This window comes from Nonomuraea sp. CA-143628, assembly GCF_050942315.1.
In the GTDB taxonomy this organism is placed as follows: Bacteria; Actinomycetota; Actinomycetes; order Streptosporangiales; family Streptosporangiaceae; genus Nonomuraea.
On record NZ_CP192072.1, the window covers coordinates 9,977,547 to 9,996,780 of the forward strand.

Annotated in this window: 18 protein-coding genes; 9 read left to right on the forward strand and 9 right to left on the reverse strand. The window is 67.1% G+C overall.

The window, feature by feature from the left end; genetic code table 11:
* The 3 genes from ACQP2T_RS45215 to ACQP2T_RS45225 all read right to left on the reverse strand — a co-directional run bounded on the left by ACQP2T_RS45215 (position 1) and on the right by ACQP2T_RS45225 (position 4,789).
* Positions 1 to 2,550, reverse strand: a complete 2,550-nt coding sequence (locus ACQP2T_RS45215) for a PEP/pyruvate-binding domain-containing protein (protein ID WP_433511012.1) — start codon at positions 2,548 to 2,550, stop codon at positions 1 to 3.
* Positions 2,547 to 3,983 (reverse strand): MFS transporter, encoded by a 1,437-nt coding sequence (locus ACQP2T_RS45220; RefSeq protein ID WP_433511013.1) that lies wholly within the window; start codon positions 3,981 to 3,983, stop codon positions 2,547 to 2,549. The genes ACQP2T_RS45215 and ACQP2T_RS45220 overlap by 4 nt, the downstream gene beginning before the upstream one ends.
* Before the next feature lie 95 nt (positions 3,984 to 4,078).
* A complete protein-coding gene (locus ACQP2T_RS45225) occupies positions 4,079 to 4,789 on the reverse strand; it encodes a GntR family transcriptional regulator (RefSeq protein ID WP_433511014.1) in 711 nt (236 codons plus the stop codon).
* A gap of 105 nt (positions 4,790 to 4,894) precedes the next feature.
* Between ACQP2T_RS45225 and ACQP2T_RS45230 the strand changes: the two genes are divergently transcribed.
* Positions 4,895 to 5,326 carry a VOC family protein gene (locus ACQP2T_RS45230; RefSeq protein ID WP_433511015.1) on the forward strand — a complete coding sequence of 144 codons (432 nt, stop codon included), beginning with the start codon at positions 4,895 to 4,897 and terminating at the stop codon, positions 5,324 to 5,326.
* Positions 5,327 to 5,721: 395 nt separating this feature from the next.
* Here the strand turns inward: ACQP2T_RS45230 and ACQP2T_RS45235 are convergent, their stop codons facing one another.
* Positions 5,722 to 6,291 carry a TetR/AcrR family transcriptional regulator gene (locus tag ACQP2T_RS45235; RefSeq protein WP_433511016.1) on the reverse strand — a complete coding sequence of 190 codons (570 nt, stop codon included), beginning with the start codon at positions 6,289 to 6,291 and terminating at the stop codon, positions 5,722 to 5,724.
* A gap of 90 nt (positions 6,292 to 6,381) precedes the next feature.
* On the opposite strand from ACQP2T_RS45235, the gene ACQP2T_RS45240 reads away from it, so the two are divergent.
* Positions 6,382 to 7,347 carry a ketopantoate reductase family protein gene (locus tag ACQP2T_RS45240; RefSeq protein WP_433511017.1) on the forward strand — a complete coding sequence of 322 codons (966 nt, stop codon included), beginning with the start codon at positions 6,382 to 6,384 and terminating at the stop codon, positions 7,345 to 7,347.
* Positions 7,348 to 7,582: 235 nt separating this feature from the next.
* Positions 7,583 to 8,350, forward strand: coding sequence for a hypothetical protein (locus ACQP2T_RS45245; RefSeq protein WP_433511018.1), 768 nt, complete (start codon positions 7,583 to 7,585; stop codon positions 8,348 to 8,350).
* 301 nt (positions 8,351 to 8,651) lie between these two features.
* Here the strand turns inward: ACQP2T_RS45245 and ACQP2T_RS45250 are convergent, their stop codons facing one another.
* Entirely contained in the window at positions 8,652 to 9,128 is a 477-nt protein-coding gene (locus tag ACQP2T_RS45250) for an ATP-binding protein (protein WP_433511019.1), read from the reverse strand.
* Positions 9,129 to 9,276: 148 nt separating this feature from the next.
* Between ACQP2T_RS45250 and ACQP2T_RS45255 the strand changes: the two genes are divergently transcribed.
* From ACQP2T_RS45255 to ACQP2T_RS45280, 6 genes are all read left to right on the forward strand, one after another.
* Entirely contained in the window at positions 9,277 to 10,104 is an 828-nt protein-coding gene (locus ACQP2T_RS45255) for a helix-turn-helix domain-containing protein (protein ID WP_433511020.1), read from the forward strand.
* The gene (locus ACQP2T_RS45260) at positions 10,092 to 10,307 is read left to right on the forward strand and encodes a DUF397 domain-containing protein (RefSeq protein WP_433511021.1); all 216 of its coding nucleotides are present in this window, start codon (positions 10,092 to 10,094) and stop codon (positions 10,305 to 10,307) included. Before ACQP2T_RS45255 ends, ACQP2T_RS45260 begins: the two co-directional genes overlap by 13 nt.
* A 754-nt stretch (positions 10,308 to 11,061) precedes the next feature.
* A complete protein-coding gene (locus ACQP2T_RS45265; RefSeq protein WP_433511022.1) occupies positions 11,062 to 11,304 on the forward strand; it encodes a hypothetical protein in 243 nt (80 codons plus the stop codon).
* Positions 11,301 to 13,499: a hypothetical protein gene (locus ACQP2T_RS45270; RefSeq protein WP_433511023.1), complete on the forward strand. Its 2,199-nt coding sequence runs from the start codon at positions 11,301 to 11,303 to the stop codon at positions 13,497 to 13,499. Before ACQP2T_RS45265 ends, ACQP2T_RS45270 begins: the two co-directional genes overlap by 4 nt.
* Before the next feature lie 464 nt (positions 13,500 to 13,963).
* The gene (locus ACQP2T_RS45275) at positions 13,964 to 14,086 is read left to right on the forward strand and encodes a hypothetical protein (RefSeq protein WP_433511024.1); all 123 of its coding nucleotides are present in this window, start codon (positions 13,964 to 13,966) and stop codon (positions 14,084 to 14,086) included.
* 250 nt (positions 14,087 to 14,336) lie between these two features.
* Positions 14,337 to 14,735, forward strand: coding sequence for a hypothetical protein (locus tag ACQP2T_RS45280; RefSeq protein WP_433511025.1), 399 nt, complete (start codon positions 14,337 to 14,339; stop codon positions 14,733 to 14,735).
* A gap of 475 nt (positions 14,736 to 15,210) precedes the next feature.
* Here ACQP2T_RS45280 and ACQP2T_RS45285 read toward each other — a convergent pair whose 3' ends face one another.
* The 4 genes from ACQP2T_RS45285 to ACQP2T_RS45300 all read right to left on the reverse strand — a co-directional run bounded on the left by ACQP2T_RS45285 (position 15,211) and on the right by ACQP2T_RS45300 (position 19,234).
* A complete protein-coding gene (locus ACQP2T_RS45285) occupies positions 15,211 to 16,350 on the reverse strand; it encodes a M20 family metallopeptidase (protein WP_433511026.1) in 1,140 nt (379 codons plus the stop codon).
* 31 nt (positions 16,351 to 16,381) lie between these two features.
* On the reverse strand, positions 16,382 to 17,923 hold the full coding sequence (locus ACQP2T_RS45290; protein ID WP_433511027.1) for an AbgT family transporter: 1,542 nt from the start codon (positions 17,921 to 17,923) through the stop codon (positions 16,382 to 16,384).
* A gap of 244 nt (positions 17,924 to 18,167) precedes the next feature.
* On the reverse strand, positions 18,168 to 18,488 hold the full coding sequence (locus tag ACQP2T_RS45295; RefSeq protein WP_433511028.1) for an AzlD domain-containing protein: 321 nt from the start codon (positions 18,486 to 18,488) through the stop codon (positions 18,168 to 18,170).
* A complete protein-coding gene (locus ACQP2T_RS45300) occupies positions 18,485 to 19,234 on the reverse strand; it encodes an AzlC family ABC transporter permease (protein ID WP_433511029.1) in 750 nt (249 codons plus the stop codon). Before ACQP2T_RS45300 ends, ACQP2T_RS45295 begins: the two co-directional genes overlap by 4 nt.

Below are 19,234 nucleotides of genomic sequence, written 5' to 3' on the forward strand. Positions count from 1 at the left end.
CTATGAGGCCGCGGTGATCGCGCCCGTGCCCGCGCCCTCATCTGAGCCCGGGGCGACCGCATCCCCGCCAGAGAGCGCGGTGGCGGTGCCCGCGTGGCCGCCTGAGCCCGCGAGGTCCGCATCCCCGCTTGAGTGGGCGATGACGACGGTGCCCGCGTCCCCGTCGACGGTCACCACCTGTCCGTCGACCAGCGTGGACGTGCCTCCGGCCGTACCCATGACGGCCGGGATGCCGTACTCCCTGGCGACGATCGCGGCGTGCGAGGCGGCGCTCCCGGTGTCGACGACGACGGCCGCCGCACGCTGGAACAGCGGGGTCCACGACGGGTTGGTGTAGGGGCAGACGAGCACGTCCCCGCCCGTCAGGCTGCCGAACTCGGCCGGATCCCGGATGACCTTGACCGGCCCGGTGGCACTGCCGCCGCCCGCGGGCGTCCCGGTCACGATCGCGTCGCCCGCGTCGCGGACGGGGAAGATCGCCCTCGGGTCGATGAGCCGCACGCCCGAGAGCTCCTCCCGCTTGGCCGCCCGCTGCCGCACGGCCGCCCGCAGGCCGTCGAGGCATTCGTCGGAGCCGGCCAGGCCCTTGATCGACTCCAGCTCCTCCAACCGCAGGTGGAAGACGTCCTCGGGCCGCTGGAGCACGGCCGCGTCGCGCAGCCGCGCCCCGATCTCCAACAGCGACCGGCGCAGAATGGGCAGCGGCAGCGTGAAGTAGAAGTGGCTGTCCTCGCGGAACGCGTGACCCGCGCGAGCCGCCTCGACCCAGCGCACGACCCGGGCCCTCCGGCGCCCGGCCCGCAGCAGGGGGTGCCGGAGCAGCCGCTCGAACGCCCCGCCCGCTCCCGCCGCCGCCCTGTCCGTGGCCGCCCCGTCCGTGGTGGTCGTGGTGGTCGCGGCGGTCGCGGCAGTGGGTGGCTTGGCCGCGAGCACCCTGATCGTTCCGAGGACGATTTCCGGGGCCTCGCCCCAGGTCGGCGGGGTGACCAGAATCGGAGTCACAGTCTCCCGATGCCCGTATTCGGCGAGGAAGTCGCGCAGCTTCGCGGCGAAGCCGGCGGGCATCGGATCCGCGTCGAGCGCTCCGGTCGCCCGAGCCTCCTCGGCCAGCTCCTCCAGCGCCTGGTTGGCGTCGGAGGTACGAGTACGCGCGCCGGTCATCAGCTCGCCGAACAGCGCGCCACGCCGCAACAACTTGACCGCCACCAGCAGCCGCAACAGGGCGAGCCCCGTGCCAGGCAGGTAGTCGGTACGCAGGTCAGTCACCGGCCGGACCAGGTCCAGTGCCTGTCTGGGCACCCGAATCAGCTCCGGCCAGGACATCGAGGCCAGGTCACGGGCCGCCAGCTCGCGGTTCGCGGCAAGGAATGCCTGGAAGCGCGGATCCTCCGTCCACCGGGCGGGATCGTAGCGCCTGGCCCGCCGGACGAGCCGGAACGGGATGGTTAGCAGACCGGCTGTCACACGTGGAGAGCGTGGCACCAACCGGTAGACGACACCGTCCTCCTCCTGCAGAAAGTCCTCGAACACCCCCTTGATACCAAAGGCCGCCGCGACCTTGGCCATCATGCCCGCCGGACCGTACGGCAGCCAGGTCGTCATATCAATCGGATAGGGACGTACGGGCAGATACTCCAGCAGAACGCTGCCGACCTTGCGCTGGACCGGGTTGAGCGACCCCACCGGCGCCGGCGGGAGCGCGGTCATGGGACGGGCCTGGACCAGGTTCACCCGGCCGCCCGCGTACGCCCACTCGATGTCCTGCGGGCGGCCGAACCGAGCCGCGACCTCGCTCGCCAGCCGGGCCAGCTCAGCGAGCGCCGCGCGGGGCAGCGCCTCGCCGGTGGCGGGGTCTCCGGTCTCGTGTACGACGCCGCCGCCGGCCGTACCTCGGACGACCACCTCGCGACGGCCCGGCGTGAAGGAGGCGACCCGCCCCGAGGCGTCGAGCACGTAGTGGTCGGGCGTGACGAGTCCCGAGACGACGGCCTCGCCGAGCCCGCTGCTCGCGTCCACGACGGTCTGCGTACGGTCGCCGGTGACCGGGTTCGCGGTGAACAGCACGCCGGCCGCCTCCGACTGGACCATGCGCTGCACGACCACCGCGATGCGCACCTCGGCCGCGTCGACGCCCCGCTTCTCGCGGTAGGCGACGGCCCGCTCGGTCCAGAGCGAGCCCCAGCACCGGCGGACCGCGTCGACCACCGCCTCCGCGCCCACGATGTTGAGGTAGGTGTCCTGCTGCCCGGCGAACGCCGCCCCCGGCAGATCCTCCGCCGTGGCACTGGACCGAACCGCCACGGGCCCGCCGCCGAGCTCGGCATAGGCGCCGGTGATCGCCTCGCGCAGGTCCGGGGGGATATCCACGTTCTCGAAGTACGTACGGGTGTCGTGCCCGTCCGCGACCAGGTCGTAGGCGGCCGTGGTCACGACGAAACCGCCCGGGACGGGGAAGCCGTTCTTGACGAGCTCGCCCAGGTTGGCGCCCTTGCCTCCGGCCAGAGCCAGGTCGCCGCGGCCGAAGGCGTTCAGGGGTGCTACGAGTTTCACTGGCCCTCCTCGGCTTTCACTTGGTTCTCAACAGCTTTCACTTGGTTCTCCTTGGCGTAGGCGGTGGTGCGGAGCGGTCGCGCCGGCAACGCGAACGCCAGGACGAACGCCACGGCGAGCAGCGGCGCCATGGCCGCGAACACCGGCGGCACAGCCGTGGCGAAGGCGTCCCGCACGCTGCCGGGCAGGTCGGCCGTCTCCGTGGCGGTGATGCCGGACCTCCAGGTGATCAGCGCCCCCACCAGCGCGACCCCGGCCGAGGCGCCGATCTGCCGCGTGAACGTCACCGCCGAGGTCGCGGTGCCGAGGTCGGCGTAGTCGACGGCGTTCTGCGTGGCCAGCACCATGACCTGCATGACCAGCCCGACGCCGAGCCCCATCAGCAGCATCACGGCGGCGATCGCCACCGCTCCCCCGCGGTCGCCCACGATCCCGAGCAACGCCAGCCCGGCCGCCGTCATCGCCGTGCCCGCCACCGGGTACGGCTTGTAGCGCCCCGTCCTGGTGATGAGCCTGCCGGAGACGATGGTGGTGGTCAGCACGCCCCCCATGAGGGCGGTCACCAGCAGGCCCGCCTGGGTGGCGGTGGAGCGCAGGGCGATCTGCAGGTAGGCGGGCATGTACGCGATGGTCCCGAACAGGGTGAATCCGATGAGCAGGCTGATCGCCACGGGCACAGCGAAGGCGCGGTCGCGGAAGAGACGCAGCGGGAGGATCGGATCGGCGGCGTGCCGAGCGCTCACCAGCCACGCCGCCCCACCCGCGACGGCCAAGGCGAGGAAGGCCAGGTTCCTGGTCTGTCCCAGCATGACCACACCGACCACGGCGACCGCCAACGTGACCGCACCGGCGAAGTCGATCGGTGCGCGATTCTCGACCGTGAGCTCGGGTTTGGGGAGCCGCAAGGTCGCCGTCAGTACGACAAGGGCGAGCAGCCCGAGCGGCGGGTAGATCGTGAAGATCCACCGCCAGCTGAGCCGGTCGATGAAGAACCCGCCCAGCAGCGGTCCACCGACCGCGGCGACCACGTACGCGGCGCCGATCAGCCCCAGATAGCGGCCGCGCTCACGCGGGCTGACGACCTCTCCGATGATCGCCTGCGCCCCGATCATCAGCCCGCCGCCACCGATGCCCTGCACCGCACGGAACGCGATGAACTGCGGCATCGAGGCGGCCACCGAGCACAGCACGGCACCGGTGACGAAGATGACGATCGCCGCCTGCATCATCGGCTTACGCCCGTACCGGTCGCCGAGCTTGCCGTACAGGGGCATCACGACGGTCGCGGCGACCAGGTAAGCGCTGATCACCGCCGGCATCTGGTTCAGCCCGCCGAGACTCCCCGCCACGGCGGGCAGAGCGGGCGCCATGATCGTCTGATCGAGCGCGCCCAGCAGCATCGCCAGCAGCAGACCCGGCAGCACGAGGCCCATGACAAGCTCCTTAGAGAACAAAACGTTCTCTAAGGAGCATACGATTCACCCCATAGAAACGCAACGTTCACTAACAACCGCGAGCGCGCGCTGCGTTATCGCTTCGCCGTGGACCCTACGACGCTCTGATCCTCCTGCCCCGGCGGGAGGTCGTGAGCGGCGAGCACTTGGGCCGCATGGTGACGGTGGGCGGCGAACAGCTCCAATGCCGCGTCGGCGTCGCCGGCACGCAGAGCGTCCGCGAGCAGGCGGTGTTCGTCCGCGATGTGCTCAAGATAGCCGTCGGAGCTACGGCCGATCCGAGTCAGCAGGAACAGGTGGATCTGTGAGCGGATCGCCTGCCAGGCTTCACTCAGACGCCGGTGGTGGGCGGCGTCGTAGACGGCGTCGTGGAACGCGAGGTCGCAGCGGACCATCGTGTGCGCGTCCGCCGCGCGCCTCATGCCGTCGACCACCTTGTCGATCTTGACAAGGTCCTCCTCTGAAGCATGGCCGACCACCCGCTGCACGGCCAGGTGCTCAAGCGCGCCGCGCAGGCTGTCCAGTTCGGCGATGTCCTGCGGAGACAGGGTGATCACTGTGGCACCGCGATGCCACTGGCTGCGGACCAGACCCTCGCGCTCCAGCAGGAGCAGCGCCTCGCGTACTGGGCCACGGCTCACGTCCAGCGCCTGGGACAGCTCGACCTCGCGCAGCTGGGCCCCCGGGGCGTACACGCCGCCGAAGATGGCCTCCCGTACGCGATCGGCGACCTCGTCGGCCAGCCCTCGACGACGGGCGGGAGCCACTGCACCCCGTTCACCCATGACGTTTAACCTTCCGATGATTGTCTCAATGTTAACAACTTCCCCCATCATGTCGTAATGTCGACATTAGGACATTTCCTCCTTTAGTAGAGAGGCCCACCCGCCATGAGCGTGTTGAACTCCCCGATCCCGCGCTTCCACCTGGCCATGCCGGTCGACGACCTGACAGCCGCCCGCCGCTTCTACGGCGAGGTTCTCGGCCTGCTGCACGGCCGCAGCGCCGAAACCTGGATCGACTGGAACATGTACGGCCACCAATTCGTCACCCACCTGGCGCCGGCCCGGACCCAGCAGATCCACAACCCGGTCGACGGCCACGACGTCCCGGTGCCGCACTTCGGCCTGATCCTCACGATCGACGACTTCCACGCGCTGGCCGACCGGCTCCGTACGGCAGGCGTCCTGTTCGTGATCGAGCCCTATGTGCGCTTCGCCGGGCAGGCCGGCGAGCAGTGGACGATGTTTCTGCTCGACCCGGCCGGCAACGCCCTGGAGTTCAAGGCGTTCGCCGACGACGACCAGGTCTTCGCTACCTGACCGTACGTACTGCCCGCCTGCCTGCCACATCGCCCCCCGACGGGCGTTTCGCCGCTCACTCGGCCGGCAACCCCAGCATGGCCGCCATCGGCGAGCACGTCCTCGGCCAGGTGCTTCTCACCTAGAGGCAGGCGCGTTCGATGTCCTCGGGTCCAGATCGCGCAGCCCGGTGCGGTAGGAAGCCGATGGTCAGGTCCGCATGCGGCGCGGCGGCCAGCCGCCTCAGGGATGCCACGGTGATGTCGCCACCACCCGTCTCCAAACGGGACACCTGCGGCCGGGTGACCATCCCGGACCGCATTGTCGCCGCCGTACCACCAACCGGATGCTTTCGCTCGCGGCATGCGACCTCGTGCCGCACCTTGTCATAGCGGACGGCGTCACAGCGGACGGCGTCACAGCGGGCGGCGCAGCCCGTCCAGCACGAGGGTGATGACATCGTCGGCCTCGGCCCGCCACTCGGGGCGGTCATGGGCCGCGCCGATGCCGTGCAGCGCCATCATCACGGCACCGGCGTCCACGTCGTCGCGAACGGCGCCCTCCTGTACGGCGGCGGCCACCAGGTCGGTGACAGCCTGCTCAAGCGCCCGGCTGCCCTCGGCGAGGGCACCCGAACGATCGGCCATGAGCGTGGCCAGCGTCCGGGCGAGGCCCTGATGGGCGTCCATGTGGTCGACCATGCCGCATAGGAAGGTCGCCAACGCCTCCGCCGCGGGCAGTGTGGCCTGTAGCCGGCGGGCGCGGTCGCACAGCGTGGCGACTTCCCCGTGGTAGACCGCCTCGGCCAGTGCCTCCCGGGTGGGGAAGTGGCGGTACAGCGTGCCCGTGCCCACCCCGGCCAGGCGAGCGAAGTCATCGAAGCGCAGGTCGAAGAAGCCTCCGGCGTCGAAGACCTCCCGGGCCGTGGCGAGCAGGGCCTCGCGCTTGCGCCGGGCGTCGGCACGCAGCGGCTTGTCGGCGGTCATGCGCTGCCCCTTGTTGACAAATGGAGATTATCTCCATATTTTCGAAAGTGGAGATGACCTCCAAATCGATCGTACCCCACGAGGTGCAGCGTGAAGATCCTGATGTTCGGCCGAGGCGTGATCGCCACCGTCTACGGCTGGGTCCTGCAACAGGCGGGACATGACGTCGAGTTCTACGTCCGGCCGGGCCGCGCGGCGACGTACGGGGACGCAGTCGGCCTCGACCTGTTCGACATGCGGCGCCGGGTGTGGGGGCAGCGCGTCGTCGAGAAGTGGCCGGTGCGCTACCGCGAGGCGCTGGAGCCGGACCACGACTTCGACCTGATCGTGCTCAGCGTGCCGCACCACCGCCTCGCGGAGGCGACGGCCTTTCTGTCCCCGCGTGTCGGCGGGGCCACGGTGCTGATCTTCGGCAACCTCTGGACCGAGCCGCTCGCCGCGATCGGCGCACTCCCCCGCGACCAGATCGCCTGGGGCTTTCCCCAGGGCGGTGGCGGTTTCGGCGCGGACGGCGTGCTCCGTGGGGGGCTGCTGCCGTCGGTCATCTTCGGCACCCTCGGCCAGCCCCCGACCGACCGGGAGCGGGCCGTGCGCCAGGCGTTTCGCGAGGCCGGACTCCGGCTCAAGGAGCGGCCTGACTTCCGCGGCTGGCTGTGGGTCCATTTCGTGTCGGATGCCGGCCTGTTCTCGCAGGGCCTGCGACTGGGTTCCCTGTCCAAGCTGGCCGGGGCAACGGGCGACCTGCGCGAGGCACTGCTGACCGGCCGCGAGCTGCTGCCGCTCCTCAAGGCGCGCGGCATTGACCTGCGACGTCACCGGGTCGGTGTGCTGCCGTTCCGGGCGCCCACCTGGCTGATGGCCCCCGTGCTCGCCTGGCTGACTGCTCATGTCACGCCGCTGCGCGTGAATTTCGAGGCGCACTCCGATCCCGACGCCGAGGAGCCGCGTGAGGTCTGCCGGGACACCCTGGCCGAAGCACGACGGTTGGGCATCCCGGTACCGCGACTGGAAGCGGCGGAACCGGATTTCGCCCGTGTGGGGACAGATCGAGCCTGAATTCACCGATGTCGTCGGTCCCGGCCGTCGTGAGACGGTGCAGGTAGACGAACACCGAGTCATGATGCCGGTGGCCCAGCGGCAGTTGCAGCCGCGCAGTGGGTCCCCGATCAGCAGGCGCTTGACCCGCTGGCTCAGCGGAGTCTCGCCCGGCTCCATCCGCAACTGCCGGACCGTCTCCCGCAGCAACAGCCCGAGTATGTGCACCGCGAACGTATCGCGCAGGGTGTTGCGGGTGGACGTCGAAGTCCAGGCCGAACCGCGTGCACCGCTGGTTCGCGCGCCGGAACACCGCCTGCCAGGTGGCGCGGCTGAGCGGCATTCCATTCTCACCCAGCCACCACCACAACAGACCGCCCGGAGCGGCCTCGTCGCCGGCCCACCGCAACCCACGCCGCTGCGCGATGGTGAGCTGCGCGTACGGCCGCGACTGGCTGCCCGCCGCCAGCGTCAGCGAGGAGCGGCCAGCGGAGCGTACGTACACCCACTGCCCGCGGTCGACGGACGGACCCGCGGCGTGCTGGCGCGCGACCAGTTCGTCCCGCTCGATCTCCACGTACTGGTGCAGGGCACACAGCACGCGGCGCGACACGTACACCGTGCGGGCTCGCCGCCGCTTGGTGATCGTCGCCGGCAGACGCAGGTCGCCGGTCAACCCGCGCTGCGCCACCGGCGGCAGTTCGGTCACCAGGAGGCTGGACGCTTCCCGAAGCCGCATCCCCGTACAAACCAACAGATCAGCGAACACGGCGTTGCGCTCACCGTGTCGGCCGCGCCATGCCAGGTCCGGTGCGCCACTGGGCAACTGGCCACGCAGGCCGACGTCCCGCCACAGCAGATGGTCCTCGTAGGACAGGAACCGCACTTCGGTCGAGTCCTCGTCGATCTCGCGCTCGGCGTTGTACTGCACGGTGTCACTGACAACGCCCGAAGTCTTGTACATCAACAAGCCTTGACGTCCCTTCCAACTGCGGCAATCCGGAAGTTACGCCAAAATGGTTGAGTCATCCCCGCACGCTCAGCCAACTCCGCCTGCGACAGACCAAGAGCGACCCGCGGTCGTAGACAAGCCGGCCAAGTCGCTGCTCAGCTTCCGGCGAAGTGGCGATACCGGATCGTCTGCCACTTACTTTGCCCGCTCATTCTGTGGATGGCCCCCGATGAGGGCCGAAGCGGGTGCACTCATCGGGGGCCTGCCCGGCTTGGAGCCACGGGGGGAAGATCCCTGCCGGACGTTCTGCGGCGGCTCCCCCACTCCCCCTCCTCGAGAAGGCGGAGCCGCCTGACCTGGGCTGGCTCCGCGTTCAGCCAGGGCCACACCCGCCAACCGATCCGGAGACCGATTCGGGAGCGGACGGGTCAGGGGAAGATGGGACGGCCCGGATGGCGCACCAGACGGTACGGCCAAGCCCACGGCCGTGCTCTCGGGTTCCCCAGTCTTGGGAGATCTCACGGACGATCAACAACCCACGACCGTCCTCCGCCTCCGGCTCCTGCCGAATGTGCGGGCCGGAGAAGGCGGAACCGGGGTCACGCACCTCCACATAGACCATCTCGTCCGTCGCGGTGACGGTGAGGCCGATGAAGTCGTACGGTTTGGCGGCGGAATGCCGGAGCGCGTTCGTCACGAGCTCGGACGCCACCAACACGGCGTCGTCCACAGAAGGATGATCGTCTCCGAGCCATCTGCGTACTTCGGAGCGGGCGTGCGAGACGGACTCACGAATGCCCACGAGCTGGATCGAGCCGATGACCCTCGGCTCCGCACTCGCTGCTTTCATTGCTTCACCCACCCGAAGAAGTCGGCCTCGATCGGCCTTCCAACCATCCCAAGGCTCGGCTACATTGAGTAGTCGATTGACTTCGATAAGCCATCAACCGTTTCGCTGAAAGTCGTGTTGAAACGGTGGCCATCCCCCTGGAGGTCAGATGCCCAAGGAAAGCGAGCTATGCCCTACTGACTCACCGACCGCACTGTTCGGCTTCGAGCTGCGGCGACACCGCAAGGCCAGAGGCTGGTCCCAGATTCGTCTGTCGAAAGCGGTGTCCTACTCCGTCGGCACGATCAGCATGATCGAGACAGCCAGACGGTCACCCACGGAGGAGTTCGCCCGCCACTGCGACGAGGCACTGGAGGCGGAAGGGGCCCTGATGCGGCTTTGGCCGATGGTCAGTCATGCACAGGCTCCTTCTTGGTTTCGGCCCTGGCTCGAAGTGGAGGCCACGGCGGAGGCGATCCGGACCTGGGAACCGCTGGTCGTGCCCGGCCTGCTGCAGACCGAGGACTACGCCAGGGCCATCCTGAGCGGTGATGTCGGCGTGACGTCCGAACAGGTCGAGGAACATGTGATCGCTCGAATGGAACGCCAAAGCATCCTTAGGCGTCCCAAACCGCCATTGTTGTGGATCGTGATCGACGAGGCAGTTCTGCACCGCCCGATCGGCAGCCCTGCCGTGATGTCGGCGCAGCTCACTCGCCTTCTCGAAGATGGCGAAGCTCCCCGGATCACCATCCAGGTTCTTCCCCTCAAGGCCTACTCCACGACTGGTCTTGCCGGCGGGTTCGCCATCGCGCAGGCACATGGCGTCTTCGACACAGCGTATGTCGAATCCGCTGGCGTCATGAGTCGGGTAACCGAGCGACCAGAGGACGTCCGCGTCCTAACATATAGATATGAGGGGATTCGCTCAGAAGCGCTGCCCCAACGCGAATCCCTAGACCTGATCAAGGAGACGCTGCAGCGATGGACGAGCTGACCCGCGAACTCGACACAGCTACCTGGCGCAAGTCCACCCGATCGGGGCCCGACGGCGGCAATTGCGTTGAGGTTGCCGAACTGTCCGGAGGACGCCGAGGCCTCCGCGACAGCAAAAACCCCAGCGGTCCGGCCCTCATCTTCACCCCTGGCGAATGGAGCGCCTTCATCGGCGGCGTGAAGGACGGCGAGTTCGACTTGTAAATATGTTCGCAGAAAGGGAAGACTCTCCGCTCATGCGGGGAGACTTCCCTTGACCCCTAAGACGGGCAGGCTCCGCAGCGAGGATTTCGGCGCGTCCCATTGAACGCAGCGGTTAGCAGCGATGCTCGCAAGCATTCCACGATGATGAGCCACGCCCCGAACCCACTTTAACTGGTGGTAGCGCCTACAATTCGACTGACGAAGAGTGGTCGTCGACCTCCGTGCCAAGCCCCGCGTCGAGGCCGATCTCATGGACCTGGACCCGTTCGTCGCGTACGCGAAGGGCGCCTGGAGCTTCCCGGCGTATCGCTTGGCCTGCTCAATGCCCTCGTCGTCGTTGATGGGCGTCCGTCTTAACTCCACCACCGCGACAGGCGGGCCCGGCCGGGAGTTTGAGTGTGTAGTCGGCGCGTAGTTGCACTCCCCGCCCCGACCTGCCTCCGGCGGCCATGATCTTCCCGTCCGCGACGGTGCACTCGCCAACCATCCCGCTCTGGCCCCATCTCGGCCGCTTCAGCAAATCCTCAATGAGTTTCATTCTCGCTGGCGGAAAGACCCGCAGGTCACAGGCAGTTCTCACGCGACAAGATCGAGCCTGGCAAAGCATCTCATTGCATAACAAAATTCCGACGCTCCATACCTTTCACTGCGCTTAAACTTGTTTTGTTGATGCGATGTTGATTACCGTGTGACCACGTGAGGGACGCCGCCTCCTGATCTGTTCTGGTGCAGCGAGCCGTACAAGGGGATCATCTTGGCCAACCTCGACCGCGAGGCGATGCGGGCCGTGGCGGAACGGATCCAGCGACTCTCGGACGAGCACTGGTGGGCGCTCGATCCCTCCTGCCGCCTGATGGAGAACGACACGTGGGTGGGTCCCACGGGCGCCCGGTTCGACTCCCAGGTCCACGCCGACCGGCGGGAGTTGCAGGACATGCTCACGCAGGCCGTACACAGCGCAAACCAGAAGCTGGCCTCCCTTCAGGACAAGCCATGACGGAGTTCACCGGGGTGAAGCCGTCTGAATTCGACGCGATGGCGGGCAAGCACACCGAGGCCGCCAGGCGACTGGAGGAGCTGGCGCAGGCCCTGCACAGCGAGCTGCAGAGCGCCGGGCTCCACACTTCTCCGGCGGCCCGGCTGCGGCAGTTGGCCGGACGTGTGACCACGCAGGCCGAGGACCTGCGGCGGCGGCAGAAACTGGTTCACGAGCTGCAGCGGCAGAAGGTCACCTTCGGCATGAGCACGGCCGCCGGGAGCTTCCTCGAGATGCCTGACGGCCTGGAGGCCGCCAAGGGCCTGCTGGACGGAACCCTGGCCGGTCGCGCCGCGCTGAACGCTGCGGAGGGGGACGCCAAGGCGCTGGCCGAGCTGAAGAAATACGCGACGCGGACCGGGGACGCCGAGTTCGTCAAGGCGTTCCTGGGCACACTGGGCGCCCAGGGCGTGACACGGCTGCCTGGCTCGCTCGCCGCGCGACTGCGCGACGCCGGGACCCACGGGGACTCCGATCGCCTGGCCCAGCTCTCCGGCCAGGGCAAGGACGCCCTGCGCATGCTGAGCGCGGCTCTGGCCCGGGGGACAGATCCGAAGAATCCCGCGTACGTGGGCGCCGAATTCCTCAAGGACTTGGTGAGGGAAGGCCGAGCCCAGCAGAAGGCCGGCGACACGAAGTACACGGGCTACCAGGCTCAGGCGCTCATCTGGCGTGCCCACGACGGGAAGCCGCCTTACTCGAAGGAGTTCATGGAGGCCGTCGGGCGTGACGTGATCGTCTATGAGTACGAGCAGCGTAAGGACGAATGGGCAGCGAGTAAGGACCTGCTGGGCCGGATGTTCGCGGGAGCCCAGGTTCCCGTAGTCGACCTGGCGGGCGCGCTCGGCCTTGGCACCATGCTGAGACCGGGAACGCATGCGGGCAATCCAGGCGCGAGGGCCTCATCGTTGGTGGACGATCTTTTCCAAGCAGCGAAGTCCAGCCGGGAGGCGTCCCATGCTCTGCTGGACCAGACCCCGGCCGGGTGGAAGGAATCCGTGCTGCACTATCTGCTGACGACTCGGTGGGGCGCCTCTCGCTATCTGGGTGACTACGCGCCGTTCAATGACCTGCTGGTGACGGCGACGACCGGCCGGGATGAGACTTCCCAGAAGCTGGCTGCCGAGATGATGAAGACCGTCGCCGACGAGGTCCGCCCTGCCTTTGGCAAAGGGGAGAGCGGAAATCTGGAGATAAAGAACAGAGAGACGTTCGATCGTTTCGCTCCCCTGAGCTATCCTCTGGCCCGCGCGATCGCGGCCAACATCGACCAGGTCTCCAAGCTCCTCCTGAACCATGCGGTCTTCCACCAAGTCGCGGCCACGGACATGGCCTACGCGCTGGCGCTGGCCACTTCCCACGACGCCGGGTTTGAGGCGCTGGTTAGAGCACAGACTGAACACATGCGAGCGGCGCTGGACACCGTGCCTCCGGTCGGTCTCAACGCTTCCAACGCTGAGCGGTTCGGTTTCACCAAGGCCGACGTCAAGGCATTCGACTTCGATGGGGATGGGCGAGTCGACAAGGCTGACATCAAGCAGTTCCTGACAGACCGGACCGTGGATGAGGCGCGTTCCTTCTCCCACATCGTGGAGATCCGCCGTCAGGTACTGATCGCCCAGGGGTTGGACGACAAGAAGGCGGACGAGTCGCTGAAGACCATGGTGAGCAACGCGATTGGACTACTCCCCGTGCCGGGAGCCAAGCAGGTGGGCGAACTAGCCGCCGGAGCCTTCGGCAAGTTGATCACTACGGAATATGACAAGCTAACCGGTGCCGCTTATGACGAGATTGCCAAACAGGTCGCCCAGCAGATGTCTGAACATCGGCGGGGCTTGGATGAGACGTACCGGACATTGGCGGACAACCGACTGGCGGTCGAGAGGCTGGCAGAGCAGATGCTCGCCACAACCATGCTGAATAAGGGCCTGCTGGACGACACCAATATGAATGATCGGACATTCGCGACTGGAACCCCGCTGACGATCAAGCCCTTTGCCGAGATGAGTCCGCAGGAATACAGCGACTTCCTTGAATGGGTTCGGAAGAAAGGGGGAGGCAGCGATGTTTTCGATCGCTTCAGCGGTACCTTTCGCAGGACCAGCGAGGTGGACGATTATCTCGGTCTTGAGATCCGGTCCGGAGGCGGAAAATGAGGCATTACTGTCTGCCCGGCGCTCTGGCTGGCCTCGCGTTGCTCACCGTAGCCTGTACCCCGGAAAACAACATCGTCTCCACACCGGCCCCAGCCCCTCAGCCGGTCATGGATTCCGCACCATACGTCTGCAAGCTCATTCCTGAGCAGGCGTTTCGCTTGGTAAGCGGTGCGCCTGGCTCTCTCGTCGAGAAAACTAGTGGCGGCGAGAAGAGCGGTGAGTGCTGGACCCCTGATACAACCCCTCGCCATCTAGAGGTGGGCTGGCTCCAAGTGGGCGGCGGGACTAGCCCGGAGAGCTTGGACTTCGTCATGGACGACAGGCGCCAGGTCTACACGAGGTATGGCGGAGTCGCACTTCCTACCGACCTCGGCGACGGCCTGGCCGCATACCTGCCGAATACATCGTTTGCCGACCAACCGTACCGAGTGAGTGCCAAGTTCCGCTGCGGCGGCAAAGAACGAATGATTGACATCTACCTAGCCCAGGTCGCCAAGGGCAGGGACGCGATCAAGGACATGACCGAGCTCATGCGTATCGCCCAAAACCGCTACGGCCACCTGTACAACTGCACTCCCGGCGCCTAGCAAACCTAACCCTCCCGCTACCAAAACCTAGCCAGCCCGTAGCGTCCCAGAATGTCCCACTCAGGACACATTCACTTGAGCCCAAAATCGGACTCAGATGCATATCTGCCACACCGCGACGAATAAAACCACACCCGAATTCCGATGACCGTGCGTCATCGACAGCAACTTCTTGCGACGATGTACTCACACACAGTGATCTCGGCCGCCAAGGCCGAGATCCTTCCAGCTACCGAAAAGGTAGGGGTACATGAACGAAGAGGCGGAGACTCGCGACGCGAAACTTCGCGCGGCAGCCGTCGAAGCGACAGCGCGTTCCCGTAATGGGGCCTATCGCGGCCCTCGCGCGCGGCGTCAACATGCGAGCCTCCCGACAAACGGCTGCCCATGCCTGGAAGGCATACACGCCGCCATCGCCTCAACGGCGGTCGCCGTTGAGCGGATAAGAGTTGAAATCGCCAGCATCAAGGCGGAAACGTCCCAGGACTTCGCAGCTCTCGGAGACGAGATCGCCGGCCTTCGCCGGCACACCAAGGAGCAGCTCACATCCGCTCAGCGCCAGATGCTAGACAGACTCGACTGCCTGCAGCGCACAATGGCCGACGTGGAACGCACGCTCCATCGGCTGCTGGACAAGGACGGCGCCTAGCGACGAATAGGTCCTGAGTCGTTCGGGAAATGACACAGGGTGTTGAGGATTGATCTGTTGTCACAGACCGATCATCAACACCCTTATCACGGACCGTACGTGACGATCGATCGGGCGAGCGCTGAAACTGGCCGAGGCCCAGTTGCTGACCCTGGCAGTGACCCAGGACCCGCTCGGCCTGCACCCCGAGGCCCGCGCCCCCATTCCAAGGCCCGTCGACCGCACTTCCCGAACGAACGCCTGCACTTGGCCGGCCTGGCTACATCACGTACCTAAGGCTTACCGAAAACCGCTGCTCAAACGCGCGATCTGGGCTCTGGCCCGGCAATACCCACCTGGCAGCACAGGTCCGGCGTCAGCGCGAAGCGCGGAGATGATCCCCCTGGGCGAGGCCGTATTGGTGACGGCGTCCAGGCCGGCACCCCACAGCGCAAGCCGGCCCCCGTCACCCGGCCAAGGTCGCGTGACGGAGCGACTAGCTGGCGAAGCCCGTGATGAGCCCGATGGTCAGGGCGGTGCGTTCGGGGATGTATTCGACGATGGTGTGCTCCCCCCGAGAGTGGGATCCCGCTCCCACGGGACCGAGTCCGTCGAGGACGGGCCGGCCCAGGGCTGAGATGAAGTTGGCGTCGCTGGCCCCGCCCACACCCGCCTCGCGGAGGTCCCAGCCGTGCTCGATCGCCACCTTGTACGTCCTGGCGTAAAGGTCCTGGGAGGCGGGGTTGGGCGTCATGGGCGGCCGGTTCCATTCGCCGGAGAGCGCCACGGAGACCCGAGGGTCGGGGGCGCGCAGCGAGGTGAGTGCGGCGTCCACCCTGGCCATCTCGGCCGGGTCGGACACGCGTACGTCGATGCCGCAGGTTGCCTGGCCTGCGGTGACGTTGGTGCCGGTGCCGCCGCTGACCAGGCCGACGTTGACCGTCGTGCCGAGCGAGGGGGCGCCCAGGGCGGCGATCTGGGTGATCAGGTCGGCCATGGCGTGGATGGCGCTGGCACCGGCGGTGGGGTCGAGGCCGGCGTGGGCCTCGATCCCGGTGACGGACACCTGGAAGATGCCGACGCCCTTGCGGGAGGTTTTGACCGCGCCGTCTATGGCGCCTTCGAAGACCAGGCTGGCCAGCGCCCCGGCGCTGGCCGCCTCGATGCGGGCGCGGGAGGCCGGGCTGCCGATCTCCTCGTCGCCGTTGAACAGCAGGCGGACCGTGGGATGCGGCAGGCCCAGCTCGCGCAGCCCGCGTACGGCCCAGACCGCCTGGACGAGGCCCGTCTTCATGTCGAAGACGCCAGGTGCGCTGATGACGCCGTCGGTGATCTGCCATGGCCAGTCGGCGAGGGTGCCGACCGGCCAGACAGTGTCGTAGTGGCCGACCAGCAGGACGAAGCCGGGGGCGGTGCCCTGGTAGGTCAGTTCCAGCACGTCGCCGTACTGGCCGCCGTCGTGCCGGGTGAACTCGTCCGGCTCCCCGGCGCGGTCCACCGCCCAGCGGAAGATCGCGTCGAGTGCCCCGTCCAGGAGCTGTTTGTCGTTGCTCGGGCTTTCCAGCTCGACGAGCATACGCAGGTCGTCGAGCATGGAGGGGAGCGCCTGGCGGGTCCACGTGGGAGCCGGTGTCACTGAAGGATCCTTTCGCTAAGAGTGAGGAGAGTTAGGAGGGAACGCCGGGGCCCAGCGGGATGCCGAGTGCCCACCACGCCAGGAAGAACAGCGTCCAGACCACGAGCATGATCAGGCACAGCGGCATGGTGAGGGCGATCAGCGTGCCGATGCCGGCGGATTTGCGGTAGCGCTGGATGAAGCCGAGGACCAGCACGAAGTAGGGACTCATCGGGCTGAGGGCGTTGGTGCAGGAGTCGGCGATGCGGTAGACCGCCTGGGTGGCTTCCGGCGAGATCTTCAGCAGCATCAGCATCGGCACGAAGACCGGGCCGACCAACGCCCACTGGGCGGAGCCGCTGGTGATCAGCAGGTTGATGAAGGTGACGATGATCAGGATGCCGACAAAGATCATCGGGCCGTTGATCCCGGCCGACTTCAGCAGGTCGGCGCCGTTGATGGCGACGATGGTGCCGATGCCGGTCCACTTGAAGTAGGCCAGGAACTGGGAGATGGCGAAGAACAGCACGAGGACCGGGGCCATCTCGCGCATGCCGTGGGCCATGAACTCGGGCACGTCGCTGTTGCTCTTGATGGTGCCGACGACGCGGCCGTACACGATTCCGACGATGAAGAAGGCGATGCCGAGCATGATGGAGATCGCGTTCAGCAGCGGGCCGGTGACCAGGCTGCCGCCCTCGCCGCGTAGCGGGGAGTCGGCCGGGATGATGGACAGCGCGATCAGCCCGGCGATCACCAGCAGCGCGATGCCGGACCAGCGCAGCCCGCGCCGCTCCTGGGCGGACAGCTCCAGCGAGCCGAGGTCGCCCACCTCGGCGTCGTCGTCGATCGGCAGGCTCGCGGCCCGCTTGGTCAGGATCGTCTCCGTCACCACGGTGATGACGATGGACAGCACGACCGAGGAGCCGATGGAGAAGAAGTAGTTGGCGAGCGGGGTGACGGTGTAGCTCGGGTCGATGGTGTGCGCGGCGTCGGTGGTGATGCCACCCAAGATGACGTCGAGCGGGGTGACCACCGGGCTGGCGTCGAAGCCGGCCGCGACCGAGACGAACGCGACCACGACGCCGACGATCGGGCTGCGGCCGACCGCGTAGAAGGCCAGCCCGCCCAGCGGGATCAGCACGATGTACGCCGAGTCGGCGGCCACGTGGGAGACCATGCCGGTGAAGGCGAGCGCGAAGGTGACCCACCGGGCCGGCACGCGGGAGACGCCCCGGCGCAGGACGGCCGAGAGCAGGCCCGCCCTGTCGGCCACCGCGACGCCGAGCATGACCACCAGGACCGTGCCCAGCGGGGGGAAGGTGGTGAAGCTCTTGATGGCGTCGCCGAGCATCAGCGTGACGCCTTCGCTCGACAACAGGTTCTTCACCGCGACGGTCGTCTTGTCGGCGGGGTTGACCGCCGACACTCCGGCCGCGGACAGGATCCAGCTCAGCGCCATGAGCACGACGCTCAGGATGATGAAGAGCCAGAACGGATGAGGCAGCTTATTACCGGCGCGTTCGACGCTGTTCAACACGCGCATGGTCACGTTTAAGGCACGTGATTCTTTCTCAGCTGACACGGTCGTCATGGAGACCCGGTCATCCTTTCTTGGTCGTTTCGCCTGAGGCGCAGACCGAACGCGAAAGATGCCCCGTCTCTTTATTGCGAGTCCGCACCTGCGGGCCATACTTTAACGGCGGCAGGATCATCCCGCAATAGCTGATTGTCAAGGATGTCTCACCAGTTGAGAGCAGGCAAAAAAGGCATGCGAAATCGCCCGAACGATGTCGGGTGTCAAATGAATTTCGACAAACTTAAGACGCCTATAACATTCAGCCGACGAGCCAGCGAGTGAGATAGAAAGCGACAATTCCGACTGCTGTCACAAGCAGGAACCTTTTCGACACCAGACCCACGGCGAAGGTGACCGCGCCGCCTATCAGATAAGGGTTCGTCAGGGTCAGCTCGACGCCGTCCCCTGAAGGCACGAGAACGGCCGGGAACACCAGTGCGGCCAGCACGGCCGGCGGCGTGTACCTGAGCAGCGTCTCCGCCAGCGGCGGCATCTCCCTGTCGGCGAAGAGGGCCAACGGGAGGTAGCGCGGCAGGAAACTGCACAACCCCATGCCGAGGATCAGCAGCGCCATACTCATCGGGCGATCTCCTTCGTCCTCGACTTCGCCGCGTACTCGCACGCGGTCCCCACCACCGCTCCCACCACCGCGGCCAGCACGACGCCGAGGTTGTACGGCAGGCCCCGCGCCAGCATCACGGTCACCCCCGCGGCGCAGATGGCCGCGGTCACGCGCCAGTTCGCCAGCCCGATCGCGAGCATGGCGATGAACATGGCGGTGACCGGGAAGTCCAGTCCGAGCCCCCGCACGTCCGGGACGGCCGAGCCGAGGGACATGCCGATCGCCGTGCACAGCATCCAGGTGACGTACAGCAGTGAGGACGCGCCGAGGAAGAACATGTGCTTGTTGTGGGTGAGCTCGCCCTTCCTCAGCCGTTCGATCGCCACGAAGAAGACCTCGTCGATCAGCCCGAACCCGAGCAGCACCCGCCACCGCTGGGGCACTTCCTTGATGTACGGGATCAGGATGGTGGAGTAGAGGAGCATCCGGAGCCCCAGGATGAGCGTGGTGAGGATGATCGCGGCCCAGCCCGTGCCGTTGGCGATGAGGGCGAAGCCGACGAACTGGGCGGTGCCGGAGTTCACGGCCATCGCCAGGCCCAGGGTCGCCCAGCCGGAGAGCCCGCTCGACAGTCCGAGGACGCCTCCGGCGATGCCCATGGGAATGGCGGAGGCGAGGAACGGCACCATGCTCCTCGCTCCGGCGAGGTACTGCTGGCCGGGGGTCAGCGGGGTGACCGCCTGGGGGGTGTTCGTGGTGGTCAT

Excerpts from the sequence above, each read along its gene's own strand:
- ACQP2T_RS45250 (WP_433511019.1), bottom strand. The coding sequence starts at position 9,128 with ATGAAAGCAGCGAGTGCGGAGCCGAGGGTCATCGGCTCGATCCAGCTC.
- ACQP2T_RS45290 (WP_433511027.1), bottom strand. The coding sequence starts at position 17,923 with ATGACGACCGTGTCAGCTGAGAAAGAATCACGTGCCTTAAACGTGACC.
- ACQP2T_RS45300 (WP_433511029.1), bottom strand. The coding sequence starts at position 19,234 with ATGACCACCACGAACACCCCCCAGGCGGTCACCCCGCTGACCCCCGGC.
- ACQP2T_RS45260 (WP_433511021.1), top strand. The coding sequence starts at position 10,092 with ATGGACGAGCTGACCCGCGAACTCGACACAGCTACCTGGCGCAAGTCC.
- ACQP2T_RS45220 (WP_433511013.1), bottom strand. The coding sequence starts at position 3,983 with ATGGGCCTCGTGCTGCCGGGTCTGCTGCTGGCGATGCTGCTGGGCGCG.
- ACQP2T_RS45275 (WP_433511024.1), top strand. The coding sequence starts at position 13,964 with ATGATTGACATCTACCTAGCCCAGGTCGCCAAGGGCAGGGACGCGATC.
- ACQP2T_RS45280 (WP_433511025.1), top strand. The coding sequence starts at position 14,337 with ATGAACGAAGAGGCGGAGACTCGCGACGCGAAACTTCGCGCGGCAGCC.
- ACQP2T_RS45235 (WP_433511016.1), bottom strand. The coding sequence starts at position 6,291 with ATGACCGCCGACAAGCCGCTGCGTGCCGACGCCCGGCGCAAGCGCGAG.
- ACQP2T_RS45225 (WP_433511014.1), bottom strand. The coding sequence starts at position 4,789 with ATGGGTGAACGGGGTGCAGTGGCTCCCGCCCGTCGTCGAGGGCTGGCC.
- ACQP2T_RS45230 (WP_433511015.1), top strand. The coding sequence starts at position 4,895 with ATGAGCGTGTTGAACTCCCCGATCCCGCGCTTCCACCTGGCCATGCCG.
- ACQP2T_RS45270 (WP_433511023.1), top strand. The coding sequence starts at position 11,301 with ATGACGGAGTTCACCGGGGTGAAGCCGTCTGAATTCGACGCGATGGCG.
- ACQP2T_RS45255 (WP_433511020.1), top strand. The coding sequence starts at position 9,277 with ATGCCCAAGGAAAGCGAGCTATGCCCTACTGACTCACCGACCGCACTG.
- ACQP2T_RS45295 (WP_433511028.1), bottom strand. The coding sequence starts at position 18,488 with ATGAGTATGGCGCTGCTGATCCTCGGCATGGGGTTGTGCAGTTTCCTG.